Origin of the sequence: Pseudophaeobacter sp. A-200-2 (assembly GCF_041008815.1) — a bacterium.
Lineage (GTDB): Bacteria > Pseudomonadota > Alphaproteobacteria > Rhodobacterales > Rhodobacteraceae > Phycobacter > Phycobacter gallaeciensis_A.
In genome coordinates, this window is sequence record NZ_JAXGFU010000009.1 from 200,645 (window position 1) to 214,764 (window position 14,120).

At 57.0% G+C, this 14,120-nt stretch carries 9 protein-coding genes, 1 tRNA gene and 3 pseudogenes; 6 read left to right on the top strand and 7 right to left on the bottom strand.

The features are described from left to right. Positions 1 to 762, bottom strand: a complete 762-nt coding sequence (locus tag SM766_RS15100; RefSeq protein WP_368948315.1) for an HAD family hydrolase — start codon at positions 760 to 762, stop codon at positions 1 to 3. 148 nt (positions 763 to 910) lie between these two features. Between SM766_RS15100 and SM766_RS15105 the strand changes: the two genes are divergently transcribed. Continuing rightward, the gene (locus SM766_RS15105; RefSeq protein ID WP_368948316.1) at positions 911 to 1,825 is read left to right on the top strand and encodes a LysR family transcriptional regulator; all 915 of its coding nucleotides are present in this window, start codon (positions 911 to 913) and stop codon (positions 1,823 to 1,825) included. A 215-nt stretch (positions 1,826 to 2,040) separates the two neighbouring features. Here the strand turns inward: SM766_RS15105 and SM766_RS15110 are convergent. Next, positions 2,041 to 2,240, bottom strand: a pseudogene (locus SM766_RS15110) (hypothetical protein); the annotation flags it as partial. Here SM766_RS15110 and SM766_RS15115 point away from each other — a divergent pair. After that, positions 2,237 to 2,429, top strand: a pseudogene (locus SM766_RS15115) (IS3 family transposase); the annotation flags it as partial. The pseudogenes SM766_RS15110 and SM766_RS15115 sit on opposite strands and share 4 nt — an antisense overlap. 180 nt (positions 2,430 to 2,609) lie before the next feature. Here the strand turns inward: SM766_RS15115 and SM766_RS15120 are convergent. Next, a complete protein-coding gene (locus tag SM766_RS15120; protein ID WP_368948317.1) occupies positions 2,610 to 3,140 on the bottom strand; it encodes a winged helix DNA-binding protein in 531 nt (176 codons plus the stop codon). Positions 3,141 to 3,274: 134 nt separating this feature from the next. Between SM766_RS15120 and SM766_RS15125 the strand changes: the two genes are divergently transcribed. Both SM766_RS15125 and SM766_RS15130 read left to right on the top strand, forming a co-directional pair. Beyond that, positions 3,275 to 4,351, top strand: a complete 1,077-nt coding sequence (locus SM766_RS15125; protein WP_368948359.1) for an LLM class flavin-dependent oxidoreductase — start codon at positions 3,275 to 3,277, stop codon at positions 4,349 to 4,351. After that, a complete protein-coding gene (locus tag SM766_RS15130) occupies positions 4,351 to 4,839 on the top strand; it encodes a flavin reductase family protein (RefSeq protein ID WP_368948318.1) in 489 nt (162 codons plus the stop codon). The genes SM766_RS15125 and SM766_RS15130 overlap by 1 nt, the downstream gene beginning before the upstream one ends. A 388-nt stretch (positions 4,840 to 5,227) precedes the next feature. Here SM766_RS15130 and trhA read toward each other — a convergent pair whose 3' ends face one another. After that, entirely contained in the window at positions 5,228 to 5,872 is a 645-nt protein-coding gene (gene trhA, locus SM766_RS15135) for a PAQR family membrane homeostasis protein TrhA (protein WP_490363363.1), read from the bottom strand. Positions 5,873 to 6,371: 499 nt separating this feature from the next. On the opposite strand from trhA, the gene SM766_RS15140 reads away from it, so the two are divergent. Beyond that, entirely contained in the window at positions 6,372 to 6,701 is a 330-nt protein-coding gene (locus SM766_RS15140) for a DUF2322 family protein (RefSeq protein ID WP_368948320.1), read from the top strand. Between the two features lie 121 nt (positions 6,702 to 6,822). Here the strand turns inward: SM766_RS15140 and SM766_RS15145 are convergent. The 3 genes and pseudogenes from SM766_RS15145 to SM766_RS15155 all read right to left on the bottom strand — a co-directional run. Further along, positions 6,823 to 7,887 (bottom strand): annotated as a pseudogene (locus SM766_RS15145) (IS3 family transposase); the annotation flags it as partial. Between the two features lie 291 nt (positions 7,888 to 8,178). Then, positions 8,179 to 12,024: a hypothetical protein gene (locus SM766_RS15150; RefSeq protein WP_368948321.1), complete on the bottom strand. Its 3,846-nt coding sequence runs from the start codon at positions 12,022 to 12,024 to the stop codon at positions 8,179 to 8,181. A 928-nt stretch (positions 12,025 to 12,952) separates the two neighbouring features. Next, positions 12,953 to 13,028: transfer RNA gene (locus SM766_RS15155), tRNA-Thr, on the bottom strand. Between the two features lie 197 nt (positions 13,029 to 13,225). Between SM766_RS15155 and SM766_RS15160 the strand changes: the two genes are divergently transcribed. Continuing rightward, entirely contained in the window at positions 13,226 to 14,101 is an 876-nt protein-coding gene (locus tag SM766_RS15160; RefSeq protein ID WP_368948322.1) for a hypothetical protein, read from the top strand. Positions 14,102 to 14,120: the final 19 nt, after the last annotated feature.

Consider the following 14,120-nt stretch of genomic DNA (forward strand, 5'->3'; position numbering starts at 1 on the left):
TCACACTCCGGTCATGGCGGGGCGGGCGGGGGCGTGGCCCGGGCGCGCCAGATGGACGAATTCGACACCGGCGGCGGCGGCAGCCATGCCGTCGGTTGCGGCGGTGTCTCCGATGAAAACAGCGGCCCCGGCGGCAACGCCTGCGCGGCGTAGCGCCTCGCGCGGCATGTCGGGGGCGGGCTTGCCCAGGCTGGTGGCCTGGGCCTGTGGCACGATGGCCGAGACCGCCGCCCAGAGTGCTCCGGTTTCGGGCACAGGGGTGCCGTCGGCTGCCGGATGGCTGGTATCGGGATTGGTGAGGGTAACGGGAATACCGGCATTGGCGCATTCCGCGATGCGGGCGATGTCGGCAAAGCTGAGCGCGGGATCGCGTGCCAGCACCACCCGTTCGGGCGCGGTGCGGTCCAGCAGCAGATCGAGTTCCTGCGCCAGGCTCTGCAGCGGATCGCTGGCGTAAAGCGCGATGCGGGCGCCAGGGCGGGTGCGGTGCAACGCGCGCAGGGTCATTTCCCCGGCCAGCAGCACCCGTTCGGGCGGCAGTGCCAAACCCAGCCCGCCCAGCCGTGCCGACAGGGTTTGCGCGGTGTCGGTTGAATTGTTGGAGACGACCCACAGCCGGTCGCCGCAGCGTTTGAACAGGTCCGGAACCTCCGGCAGCACCGTATCACCGGACACCAGACATCCATCCAGGTCGGCCAGAAGGGCCGCCCGGTCGGTCCAGGGGCCGTCAAGGAACTGCTGCAATCGGATCGGGTGGGCCATGCCAATATCTCTCTGTTCGGGGAAATCCCCGTTCCCGCCCGCTGGCGAGGTTTTTTCGTTTTGCTGGGCCGCAGTGGGCGGCTGTTGTTGGCTGTATGTCGCCCGACTGTAACCGGGGCGTTACGTGTTGAAGTCTATGTTGCAGCTCATGAAGGTATCGGTTTCAGGAACGGCCTCAGGCCTGTCGCTTTCGCGTTTGCGCGCTCTCACGGCGGTTGCCGAGGAAGGGTCCTATTCTGCTGCCGCGCGTCGAATCGGCATTTCGCACAGCGCCGTGGCGCAGCAGATCCGTGATCTGGAACGCGCATATGACATCCACCTGTTCGACCGGGCGCGCGGGACGCTGCTCCCGACGCCCGCCTGTCTTGAGCTTTGTGATGTCGCGCATCGCATGCAGCGGGCGCAGGAGGATGCCGAACGCGTTCTTGCGCGGCGCGGTCCGTCGGGCAAGCACCGGCTGCGGATCGGCCTTGGCAACTCGATGCCCGGGATTGCGATTGTCGGCCGCGTGCTTGATCTGAACCCATCGCTGACGGTGTCGGTCGAAAGCGGATCGCATCAGGATATCATGGCCGCAGTCTCCCGGCGCGAGGTCGATGTCGCCGTGTTGCCGGATTTACCCCCCGATCCCCGCTTCCGCCGCTTCCCGGTCCTGTCGCAGGAAGTTGTGGCGATCGTCTCACCGGATAACCCGATGGCGCAGCAAAGTGAGGTGTCCCTGTCGCGGCTTGCGGCCAGTCCGCTTGTGTTCCGGTCTCCCGGATCCTCGACCCAAAAGGTGGTGGACCGTGGCTTCCGGCAGGCCGGACTGGTCCCTGAACCGAGGTTGACCGCTGACACCCGCGACGCCGTCTACGAAGCGGTTGCGCTTGGCATCGGGGTCGGCTTCATGTGGCGCTATGGGACCTACCGGTCAGACACCGTACGCCGGATCAGCGTCCCGGAATTTCGATCGCGTGTGGATGAGGTTGTCTTTTCCCTGGCAGATGAAAAGAACGCTGTGATCGATCTGTTTTTCAACACCGCCAGCCAGTTCCTGCCGGATGCGTTGATGCAGATATGACGGTTGCAAAGTTGCCGGCTTCCAATCCGCCCATGTAGCAGGCGCGAAACAGACGCAGCACTCAGCCCTACCAATGCGCGTATGTTAACGGCGCGGAATGTGAAGGAGGCGCTCGTGAAACTGGTCGGGTCCCATACATCACTTCCCTCGTTTACAATGCGTGTCGTTTCGAGGTCCGTTGTGAGGAAGCTGCAACGCAGCAATCGGCAATTAAATCAACGGCAGGATTGGGCCGTCCGCGAAGACGGCCCGTGTCTTTGAATTTCAACGGCTTCAGAGATCGCTAACGTCTCTTCAAGCTCGTCGCCAAGGTATCGAACGGTGCTATCCATCTTCGTAGGGCCGAGTAACAGTTGAACCGCACGCAAGTTGCCAGTCTTGCGATAGGTGAGTGTGTAACCTTGGTTCGTCTCCACGTATTGGGAGCACCTGACGAAGCGGGCGGATCCGACCCGGATTGTCGGACGGTGCCCGGCGTGACGAGGCATTGCGGCCCGAGATCCGGCGGGTTTTCGAAGTGAACTGGCGGGTCTATGGCGTTCGGAAGGTCTGGCGGCAATTGCAACGGGAAGGTGTTGACGTCGCCCGCTGCACGACAAGCAGGCACCATGCCCGCTGTCTGCTTCATGAGTTGCATCCCATGCCCGCATGCACGGAGAGACTGCCTATGATGCTAGCCCATCACCCCGTGACAATACTGTGATCTGGATACATGCTCACGAGAGAAACTTTGGAGGCTAGCCGGAACACATCAACGTATTGGCGGCCGCGAGGCACTGCCGCGTCAGCGCCGGTGGGTGGCTGCAATTCGCGATACTTCTTCATAGATCCCGGCCAATATATTCAGGCTTTGACTTGCATCTTTGAGGCGCTGGTCGAACTCAGGCAGGCTTTTGATCTGTTCGATCAGCAAGCGCTGGCGGATTGAGCTATAGTCATCAGTGACTTGTTTGCCTTTCTCGGTCGCCTGATAGGTAACGCCAGTCCTTCCAGACCCTTGTTTTGAGACAAAACCTTCGCCGACCAGTTTGCGCATCGAATACTGGATATTTGGTATGTCATCGCGATTGGTCAGACGTGCCAGTTCTTTGATGCTCTTTGCACGGTCATTCATGCGGACAAGATGCAGCAAGGCATTTTCGGGACCCGTGGCGGCGATACCGCCGACCGACGCCAGGCATTCAGTTTGCCACCTCCCAAAAGCTTCGAAACAGCGCATCAAGGAAAATTCGAGCTCGGTGCAGGCGACCTCGGTATCACTGCCTGACAAATGCCAATGATAGTCGAGATCTTGCGGGTCTTGATCCATAGCCATCGGCTACCCTCCCATCAACCAGATAGACCTTACAGTCGATTTTGTTTGACTGAAAGGAATTTTGGCATACGCTTTCGAATCAATAATCAAATTAAAAATCTATCCTATGGGAGGGAAAGTTGACTACTAATATGATGAAGGACAAGTCTGGCTTTAAATTGGGGACGTTTTCGTCAAACTGCTCCTCTGGCATGACGGTCACGAAATCACCGGACCGTTGGGTGAACAGCTGGGAAAACAACCTCAAACTGGGAAAAATGCTGGATGAGGCGGGCATTGATTTCATGCTGCCCATCGCCCGCTGGGTGGGATACGGCGGCGAGACGGATTTTCACGGCGGCGTCCTTGAAACGGTTACCTGGGCCACCGCCTTGCTGGCATCGACCAAGAACATCAGCGTCTTTGCGACAATGCATACGGCTGCCAACAACCCGGTTGTTTCGGCCAAACAGATCGCCACAATGGATCAGGTCGGCAACGGGCGCGCCGGGCTCAACATCGTAGCGGGCTGGAACAAACCTGAGTACGAGGCGCTGGGACTGACCCTGCCGGATGACCATGAGACCCGCTACGGCTACGCGCAGGAATGGTTCGATATCATCGAAAAACTCTGGACGTCCGAAGACTACTTTGACTGGGACGGGCAATATTTCAAACTCAAGCATGTTGCCGGCGATCCGAAGCCGATAAACGGCCGTCCCCCGATCCTGAATGCCGCGGGTTCTGAAACCGGCCGCGCCTTTGCCACCGACAACGCCGATTATCTTTTCACGCCCGCGATTGATCTGACGCGGTCGGTCGATGAGCTCAAAGAGCTGAAGGAACTGGCGAAATCCAAGGGCCGCGATGTTGGCGTTTTGACGTTCAGCCATGTCATCTGCCGAGAGACCGAAGAAGAAGCCACTGCGCTGCGGGACCGGCTGATGGGCGATTTGGCAGACTGGGAGGCGGTGGACAATCTGGTGAATCTGCAATTTGCCCATGCTCAGTCGTTCCCTCACGATTTGCTGGCCCAGATCAAGAATCTGTTCGCAATGGGGCATGGTGGTTTCCCGCTTGTCGGCACGCCAAGACAGGTCGCGGACGGCATCATCAAACTGCATGAAACCGGTTTTTCCGGTACCACGCTGTCCTTTGTCGATTATGTCGAAGAGTTCCCGTATTTTCGCGACAAAGTCCTGCCGTTGCTTGCCGAAGCGGGTATCCGGTAATGGAGCTGCCATCCTCCAAGTCGTTCACCAACGCGATGCGCGCGTTGGTGGGCAACTGCTCAGTCATCACGGTTGGCGAAGGCAATGACATCTCTGGTCTGGTCGTCACGTCAGCAATCTCGCTGAGCGCTGAACCGCCGCTCCTGCTCGCCTGTGTCAATCGAAACTCTTCCAGTTGGCCCCTGCTCGACAAGTACCGAAAGTTCGGCTGGTCATCTCTTGGCGCGGGTCACCAGCAGATTGCTGAGAACTTCTCGGGGTTTGGCGGGGTGAAAGGGCCAGACCGATACAGGGACGGAGACTGGGAGACTGCTGAAAGTGGTGCTTTACTATTGAAAGGGGCGCCTGCCGCATTCGATTGTGAGGTCGAGGAGATGATTGATCGCGCAACGCATTCGATTGTGATCGGCAGGGTGCGCGCCATCCGCGAAAGTGAAGATGCCGGGGCGCTCATTTATTGGAACGGATCATTCATACCAATGAACTAGCCAAAGCTTGAGTCGGTGCGATCGAGGAACGACCATTTCCAATCACGGGGGCAGGAAGCCGCGCTCTAGCATCGTTTGGGCAAGGCAAGGCCCGAAGAAGGCCCTCTAAGCGAGTTTGCTAGGGGCTTACGCCAGGACTTTGCAAAGTGTCCGCTCTTGGGAGATCTTCTGAGTTCTTTCGCGCTTGCAGCGGAGGCTCCGTCGCGCTTCGTGTTAATGTCGCGATTTGGCTGACTGCCGTCATTTGCTGGTCCACCCGACGCATCATGGCCGCGTACCAATCTTTGCAATGCGGCATGCCAGCGTCGAGCCTAGTATCTGCTCGTTGTGACCGGAGCATTCTACGTCTCGTGTGCGAAGTGGTTCGTTGTTGCCCTTGTTAGGTCCGTCATTGTGCGGGCAAGGCCATCCATATGCCCGCAAACATCAACGCTCCGCCGATATTTACCCACGTATGCCAAACCGCATACCGGAAAGGCAGCGCTTTTTGGGCGTAGAATGCCGTTCCAACGACGTAAGCGACGGCCCCGGCCACGATACACCACAGTGTCGCAATGGGCACATTTGTGAGGTCAGGCAAGGCGCTCAATCCAAGTGCGCCCAGTCCGAGGTAGGACGCTGTTGACCATTGCGACTTGACTGTTTCGTTTGTGATTTTGTTCCAGACAGCCACGACAGTCAGGCCCCAGCAGATCCACAGCAGGGTCATCGTCCACGTGGTGCTTGCCAACACGAAAAAGGGTGTGAAAGCGCCAGAAATGCTGGGATAGATTGCAGCGTGATCAATGCGTCGCAATAGTTTGCGCCGGTGATGCCAAGTGGAAAAGTGATAGGCGGCGGAAGCCAGATTAGATGCCAACGAACAAAGCAAGTAAATTACGACGGCAAGAACCAATTTGGGCTCGAGGCCACTGATTGATTTGGAAATCAGAAAACCGCCCGCCGTCAGGATCAACGCCAGTGCGATACCATGCATGACAGCGTCGGCTCGTCGGTGTGTTTGGTTAGGGGTTGGATATGTCGTTTTTGTCACGTCGGTCCCGGAAAAATGGATTGCTGACGCTACATCCGGGCCTAAAGAGTGTCCATGCTTCCGGGGCGTCAGTTGGTGGTGCCTCAATGTATGAATTTGACTGCTTTGCCCGCGCTGCCTCCAGTTGATCGGATAGCCATACTGCACTTGCGGTGAAAGTCAGCTCTCGCGGGCGTCATCGCAGAAAAAACTGCGGCGTATCGTGTCAAACGGCTGAGTTTGCAAATGTCGCTTCCCTGCGCGTTGCTGCCGCTCGTTGAACGGCGCTGCAAAAGCCCACGTGAAGCACCTCCGACTGGGGCGGGCTTCGGCCCTTTCATGCCGTTCGCCGGGTTGGTCATTGCTGCGGCACGGTTCCCCCGAACCTTGCATTCGTTGCAGCTGCAGAATTGAAGGTGCCGATGGGCTGATCCAAGTATGATACGGCGCCTTTGCAGCCTTGGCTTGGCGGTCCTCGATTGGTAGGGCGGTTCGGAATGGTGATTGAAAGGAAAGCCCTATGATTCAGCCCGTTTCCTCGTTCAAGGAGAACCTTCACAATCTGCCATCCATTGACGGGATCGAGAGATTGGAGATGGTTGATGCCGCAGGCGATTTGGTCGCGTCCATTGAGAACCAACCGGGCAAGCAGGGGGCCCTGGCGGTCTACCAATACCTGTTGGCGACGTATGGGGTTCTGAATGCCGAAGCTGCGACACACGGGCTGGCGGTCTTTGCGGAACATACCGAGGATGCGCGAAACCGACCCGGCGCGCATCCGAACATAGACCGCCTGTTCGAGATACAAGGCGGTGGAGGGTCCTTGGACATGCGGCTCGTAAAGCAGTAACCGCCCAGGCTGCTCCTGTGTAAGAACTGACACGATTTGAGACACAGATGCACGGGAGGTGACCTGCTCCCCTTTGAGTCCGCGGTTGTTTGTTCGCTCTGTTCAGTGTTTGGTCGTCTATTGACCGTTGGTGATACTCCCACGGAGTGAGCCCGTCGAGGCTCGTGTGGGGGCGATGGTGATTGTAATCGTCACGCCAAGACGCGATCAGCTCCCGGGCGTGGCGCAGGTTGGCGAACAGGTGCTCGTTGAGGCACTCGTCTCGCAGGCGGCCGTTGAAGCTCTCGACGAAGCCGTTCTGCATGGGCTTTCCAGGCGCGATGTAGTGCCACTCGACCTTCCGGTCTTCCTGCCATTTCAGGATGGCATTCGACGTAAGTTCGGTCCCATTGTCGCTGACCACCATGCACGGATAACCGCGCGTTCGGGCGATATTATCGAGCTCACGGGCAACCCGCCGGCCGGAGAGTGAGGTGTCCACGACCGCGGCCAGGCATTCCCGGCTGAAGTCGTCGATGACGCAAAGCACCCGGAACCGGCGCCCGTCCGAAAGGCTATCTGAGACGAAGTCCAGGGACCATCGCTGGTTTGGCCCTTGCGGGATCGACATCGGCGCACGTGTTCCAATCGCTCGCTTGCGACCGCCACGCTTGCGCACTGTCAGGCCTTCTTCACGGTAGATCCGATAGAGCTTCTTCCAGTTAACTTGCCAGCCCTCTCGGCCCAGTAGGAGGTGCAGTCGTCGGTAGCCAAACCGCCGACGCTCCCCGGAGAGCTCCTTCAGCCTCTCTCGGAGCTCTGTGGCCTCAGGCCTGGCTGGTCGCCGCCTGTAGACGCGCGGATCAATCCCGGCCAAGGCACAGGCCCGCCGCTGGTTGTAGTTCTTCTCTGTCATGGCCCAGTCCACGGCTCTCCGCCTTGCACCGGGCTTCAAAAGTTTTTTCCCAGCATTTCCTTCAGCGTGGCCACGTCGAGCATGTGTTCCGCCAGCAATTTCTTCAGCTTCGCGTTCTCGGCTTCGAGCGCCTTCAGCCGTTTGGCCTCCGACACTTCCATGCCGCCATACTTCGAACGCCACTTGTAGAACGTGCCATCACTGATGCCATGCTTCCGGCAGAGCGATGCCAGCTTGGTGCTCCTTCAAGATGCCAATGATCTGTTCTTCGCTGAATCGGCTCTTCCGCATCGTTTGTCTCCTCGTTTGGAGAACAGGCTAACTTCAAACCGCGGACTTTTCAGGGGAGCAGGTCAGAGGCTGAGGCCCGTTCGGCCCAGAGCCGCCGTTGGCCAATGGGTCAAGATGCTGCGGCGCGGCCCGCCAGAGCCGCCATTCGCTGCGAGACCAACATCCGCTAGCACTTTGAAGTCGGGAACGCGACGCAAACAAGCGCTGAATACGGCAGGTTGAGCACCTGCAACACAGAGGTTTCCGCACTGTCGCTATTGGAGGCATCGAGAAAGCCTGGGCCGCACAACATCACTCGAACCTTTGCTCGTCATCTCTGTCTCTTTTTGCCTCGCGGTCGCGCTCTTCCTGTTCCACCTTTCTTAGCTTTGGCGCCACCTCCGCAAGGTATTCCGCCACTCCTGGAATTGCCGCTTCGGAGACTTCTTCAAGCGCCGTTATCCGCTGGCCAACGATGTTTGCGCGACTGCCAGACCAGCTCATTGGAGCTATGTGTTCAACAAACACCGAGAGCACTTCAACCGGGTTCGGCGAAGCCGTAATCAGCGCCAAGCCTTGTTCCGTTAGGTCATCAATTCCGCCATCCCGACTACTTCCAAATGGCGAAATGGCTCGGGCAACCAAACTCCAAGCAGAGGCTTCGCCCGCGTTTGCGCACCAAGCAGTAAGATCAGTTGGTTCAATTTGAGAAAGTGGGTTCTCGAAGTGTGAGCTTCCTTCAAAGGCACGAAAGCGCTTGTAATCCTTGATTTCACCTTGGAGAAGAGCACGGGTAAGGAACGGGTCGTACAAGAACTTGATTATAGTAGCGACGGCAGAGTCGAACTGATAGTAGCGCATTGCGGCCCCGTCTTCCGGGTCGAACAGACTGTCAAGCAGGTCTCCAATCGCAGCATCTTCACAATCGTATCTAAGGCAGTGCCCGAGGACTTTGGTCAGTCGATAGTCACCATTTCCGCCCGGATCGTTGTCATGTTCAAGCAAGTGCTTTGCGGCCGCCCGAAGAGCTACGCTGCGCAAGCCTGTTCCGAGCAACTCCTCAGTGTCCTTTTTATCATGAAGTCTCATAGAGAGCCCTTCCAAAAGGCCCCGCTCGCCACCTTCCTTCGTCACCATTACTCTTGCGAGCTGCTCCGCTCTCGCCGACCCTGAATCTTGATACTCCTCCCGCCAAAGCAGATCCTCAAACCCTCGGGGATTGTCCGTGCCACGGAGCGCTGCCAAGCAGCGTTCGAAGTCTTGATCAGAGAAGCTCCCTTTCGGATGGAGCATAACGATGATTGGGCGGAGCAACTCGTCAGAGGCTGCTTCATCTAGCAGCATAGCGGTTAAGGCTTCATCTGTGCTTGAAATCTCATTCAACGCACCACAAAGAACACCATAGTTAAAGTGCTTTGTATCGAGCGACTTGAGGCCGCCGACGAGTGTTTCCCATGTAGATCGACAATCCGAAGAGCACCGTATCAGGCCTTCTCCAAATGGTAATAAGTACGGAGCCCAACCCGGGTTGAACAAGCGATGGGCTTGCTCCTCAAGCATCCCATCAGACTGGCGACAGCGGCAACCCAAGATCCGCGCCTTTTCACTCAATCGCTTGCGAGATGCTTCAAATTTTGAAGGCTCCTCAGGATCGAAGTCCTCGTCCAGCGACCACATATCGTTGCCCGGATCAATGACGAGAGCTTCGATTTCAGAAAGCAAGTCTTGTGGAGCGAGCTTCTCTTCCAACGAGGCAAGGAGCGCCGCTCCTTCTTCATCTCGTTTCTCTTCTGCGACCCGCCGAAAGTCAAAATACAGCGCAGATCGCACGGCGTGCCAACCTTCCACCCAAGGCAGCTTGTCATTAATGGCATTAGAAACGTCAATGATTTCAGCGCGAAGGTCGGGGTAGCGCCAAAGCCCACGAAAGTTCGCGGCGAGGAGCCTTCTGCACGATTTAGAAATTGTCTCAGAGTCGGATTGGGAGGCGTCACAGGCGATGCCGATGAAAGTCCTAAACCATTCAAGCCGCTCCTCGAAGCTTGGGCTATGCCCATAGTCTCGTGGTCGAGCCCCAAACTCGAACGAGTTGGTGCTTGACCAACGGCTGGCCTCAAGCGCTGAGTCTAAGAGTTCGGCGCCAATCTGAACTCGTGTCTCGTTGCCGGAGTGCAGCGCAGCTCGAACGATTTCAGCCCTTTGGGCAGTAGTGGCATGAGTTCCAGATAGGTAAGCTTGGAACAAACCCTTTAGCTTGCCTCTTACGCTATCATAGTTGTTGTCCGGGTCTTCATGGTCCGCAACTACAAGCAATGCAGCAACGGCGCGTTCAAAGAACTCAGGATAATATGCAAGTCCTACCAATATGCTAAGCGCGACCGACCTAAATGAGTCTCGTGGCTCAAAGGATGCTAAGGTTTCAGGGTTTGCAAATGAAGCCTCTACCAATTCGAGTGCGCGAGCCGGAGAAACGGGTGCAATGTGCATCAAGAGTTCTCGACCGTGCTCGTTCAAAGCTGACAAGTCGGACAGGAGGCCTCCCTCGGATACCCATCCGTCTACGATTTCGACCGCTATAGGGTGCTCGTGCAGGAAGCCAAGGCGGCGGCCAAAGGACTTCAAAAGGCGCGCGCTTGCCTTTCGCTCGAAGGTGTCTGTGAGTTGATCAAGTGGAATATTGCTTAGGGCCTCGGAAGCTAACCGGTTGGCAACCGCATGTGGCAGAACGGCTCGCCAGCGCGACCTCTTCTGCGCGACTTGTCGATCAACTAGAGTTTGGGCTGCGCGATGCATTCGGAGCCTAGTCTGCTCACACAGCGCGCCCAGAAGCGCTAGCTCATCTACGCCTTCTTCGTCACTTTCTATTGAGAAAGAGTATACCAACGACAGAGCTTCGGCTTGCTCTTTGAGGCCAGAGTCAAGGTCGTGTCTTTGATAAAATAGACGATTGAAGAGTTCTTCATCCGACAACCGACCAAGCGTCTCATCAATTGGTGCGGCATCAGCGATCGCGATTGCGAGCCGAGCGTTTCCATCTGAAAATTCTGCAATCTTTGCAGCGTTCACATTGCCCAGTTCGGGGTACCTTCTAAGGAGCAACTTCTCCGCAATTTGCGGCCCGTAGGCCTCCAACTGTACCACTTCTGTAGTCTGCGGCTTATCCTCACGGATGTCATACTCGACAGTAATCAGCCGGAGGGAATTCTCTTGCTTGGAGAGCCTCGACGCCAGCGAATTGTGTAGGTCAGAGGCGCAATTGTCTAAGACGACAGTGGCGGAAACTCCCTGCGCTATCATTGCGTCGACTAGGGCGCGAGCAGATGGTTCCGGTTCGTCACCGATATCTGCGTAGATCACTGAGGTACGGTCCAAAGGAGTGTCGCCAACCCCGTCCTCAAAAAGCGCCTGCACGAAGCGAGACTTACCAACACCTGAAAGGCCGGTGATCCTGATTGATTTTCGTGAAGCGTTTATTAGCCTCCGAACACTGTCTATGGCCTCGCCAAGCTGTAATGGCTGTTGGGAGGTTGAGGGAACGACCGCTCTAACGCCATCGTCCAATATTAGGTCGTCGTTGGCGTCCACCGGAGTGGCGCTCCATCTCCCAAACGGGCGCCAGCCAGCAAGAGGTCTGCCGACAACCTCACGAACCCAAATCTGGACTGTAGGGTGCTGGCGTAGCCATAGGAGGAGACGAGAACAATCGTAGTAGTCCACATGGATCGCATCGGGATTATCAAGACCAGCTAAGGCCTCATTCATGGCATCGATACGACGCTGATACATAGGCGGAGAGCAGTCCTCAGTCGAAGCAATGATGTAAGAGCCACTGTTTTCGACGAGTTCATGAATGATGGGTTTCGGCGTCCCTTCCGAGAGCATTTCGTCAAGTATCTCGGCACGCGCCATGCTTTTGGCCTTGGCCTGAAACACGTTGTCGGCTCTTGGGATAAAATCTCCGTCGAAGCCCTCTCGAGTTACCGTAACCCTGACATCCACCCCGCCATCGGGCGCTGTCAACGATCCTGACCATCTCACATCACGCAGGAAGCCACCGCGCGCTGATAGCTCCGCTTCGCATAGTCTAGCGACGAGTTCCTCCAGCTGACTGTCGTCTAGCTGCGCTAACTCATCTTTTCTTGGTTCAAAAATTGGCAATGCGAATCCAACTCTGCTCGAATGTCACTTGGACGCCGTTCGGAATTTTAGCGAGCGAACATTTGGAGAACAAGAGATGCCCATCTTGGCAATTAGGAAAATCACACCTGCAAACCATGGCCTTTTAGTGTTTCGCAAAGTTTCCTGGATTGGACCTAAAGTTCTCTCAATTGTAAAAGGTCTGCTTTCAGCTAGAACCACGTCTCAACTCGGACCTGCAGCGAAAGTCCGTTCTCCGCCCCGACTTGCCTGGAGGCTCTGGTGCTGCGTCCGCACAGATCATATCTACTTCGGGCTGCTTAAGGGCGTAGGCTAAACGGGGTTGTTTGCGTTCTTGCTTTAATCTCGCTGCCGCAACGCGGCAAATCGTGCTTTGAGACCATTTCACTTTATCCCGCAGCAAGTTTCAGAACAGCGATGTCGGTTACTGGGGAGGCTCCACCGTCTCAACTATGCATGCATTGGTACAGAGGTCATGTCATGATGCGCCTTCGGGGAAACCGACACACCGCCGAATATCCGAAAGCTTCCCTTCAAGGCCTCAGACCACAGAATCGGATAAACTCGACCCGCTATAGGTGTCTTTTCTGTGTGGCCCGGCCAGCAGTCCTGAGCGTGGAGGGCAACATGAGCCCGCCCCAAAGTCGACCTCCAAATTCCGCATATCGCGGGTGGACAATTCCTAGATGGGTAAATTGGCCTTCGATTAAGTGGCAGAAGCTACCTTCAAAATTGTGGCCGATTGACCGCTTTTCAGGTTGGCAGGCTGGGCGCTTGCTCTTCCCAATTGTTTCCGAGCGGGGCGAGGGCGCTTGGGCTGCTGGTCTACAGACCAGTTATACGGCATTCAAAGGGGGGACCTAGAGGTGGGCTGGGAATTCACCGTGCAGGGTAAGTTCATGAAATACTGAGGAAATTTACTTTGCAATGGTGCCCCCACACGGACTCGAACCGCGGACCTACTGATTACAAATCAGTTGCTCTACCAGCTGAGCTATAGGGGCGCTGCCGGGGAATTAGCGATATTGGGCGCAGCCTGCAAGATGGAAAACGCAAGCAATGTGCAATTCCTGCGTCTGGTTTGTGCAGGCCACTGGCCGCGCGGGCCTGCAGGGCATAGGGGCGCCTCGTTTGACCTTTGAACGCAGGCGGAGTAAGCCTTTAACCCGTTAAATCATCGCACAAGCAAGGCCCCGATTTCATGCAGGTCATCCTCCACGTGGGTGCACATGGCACCGAAGAAGACCGGTTGCTGAAGACACTTTTGAACAACAAGGAAGCGGCGGCGAAACGCGGTGTCGCTATTCCCGGTCCCGGCAAGTACCGCTACCTGCTGAAGGATTGCATGGGGGCGCTTCTGACTGGAACTCCGGCGCCGGATTCGGGGGAGGTCCTTTGGGATTCGATCCTGGAGCAGGAACATGCAGACCGGGTGATCCTGTCCAACCCGCATTTCTTCGGCTCGCAGCGTCAGGCACTTGAGGGGCATAATTTCTACCCCGAGGCGGAAATGCGTATGGGGGCGCTTGCGCGGCTGTTCCCCGAAGATCAGCTGGAAATCCATATGGGGCTGCGCGATCCCGGCAGCCTGTTGCCGACCCTTCTGGCGGATGCCAGTCCGCAGCGTGTCGATCAGGTTCTGCAAAGCAGCGACCCGGTGGCCCTGCGCTGGTCGAACCTGCTGCTGCGCCTGCGTACCGCGGTGCCGGATGTGCCGATAACCGTCTGGTGTTACGAGGATATGCCGCTGAACTGGGCGCAGATCCTGCGGCAGATGATGGGCTTTAATTCGGAAGAGCGGATTTCGGGAGGTATGGATCTGCTGTCCTCGATCATGTCCACCGAAGGCATGAAACGGCTGCGCGCCTATCTGCATGAACACCGGGACATGACCGAGGCGCATAAACAGCGGGTGATCGCCGCCTTCCTGGGCAAATATGCCATCGACGAGGCGATCGAAGAGGAAATCGATCTGCCGGGCTGGACCGAGGATCTGATGGACACCCTGTCAGACCTCTATGAGGAAGATCTGGAACAGATCGCACAGATCCCCGGCGTGACCCTGCTGTCGGCCTGATCCGGGGCCATTGGCCCAG